We start from the raw sequence: 478 nt of genomic DNA, 5'->3' as shown, positions 1-478 counted from the left end.
CGCGTGACGGTGCACTGCGCGAGGCGCAGGAGGAGGCGGGGATCCCGGACGGCGCCCTGCGGGCGCGCTTCGCGAGCGTGCTGGATCTGCGGATCTGGTCGTACACGACCGTGGTCGCCGACGTCGTGTCCGCGTTCGAGCCGGTGATCAGCGACCCCGAGAGCCTCGCGCTGGAGTGGGTTCCCGTGGACGAGGTGGATCAGCGTCCGCTCCATCCGGGATTCGGCGCAGCGTGGCCGATGCTGAGATCGCTGCTGCCGACGCACCCGGCGATCGTGGCCGATGCGGCGAACGTCGTGGGTTCCGTGCCGGACGGATGGTGGAAGGACCGTGCCGGAGCGGCGGAGCGACTGCGCGAGCGGTTGTCGACGTGGACGGCAAGGGGAGTGGTCGCACCCGACCTCGGTGTCGCGGCGGACCTCTGGTACCCGCCGGTGTCGATGGTCGTGGAAGGCGAGGCGCGGGAGATCCCGGATGC

The 478-nt window shown here is 71.3% G+C and carries 1 protein-coding gene; it reads left to right on the top strand.

Annotated elements, in window-relative coordinates; translation table 11 throughout:
• Positions 1 to 478, top strand: a 478-nt coding sequence (locus tag BGN97_RS05095) for an NUDIX hydrolase (RefSeq protein ID WP_292698606.1), incomplete at both ends; no start/stop codon positions are given.

It is taken from the genome of Microbacterium sp. 69-10, assembly GCF_001897945.1.
Taxonomy (GTDB): domain Bacteria; phylum Actinomycetota; class Actinomycetes; order Actinomycetales; family Microbacteriaceae; genus Microbacterium.
The sequence above is the reverse complement of the archived record's forward strand: the minus strand, read 5'-3'. Positions and strand labels throughout refer to the sequence as shown.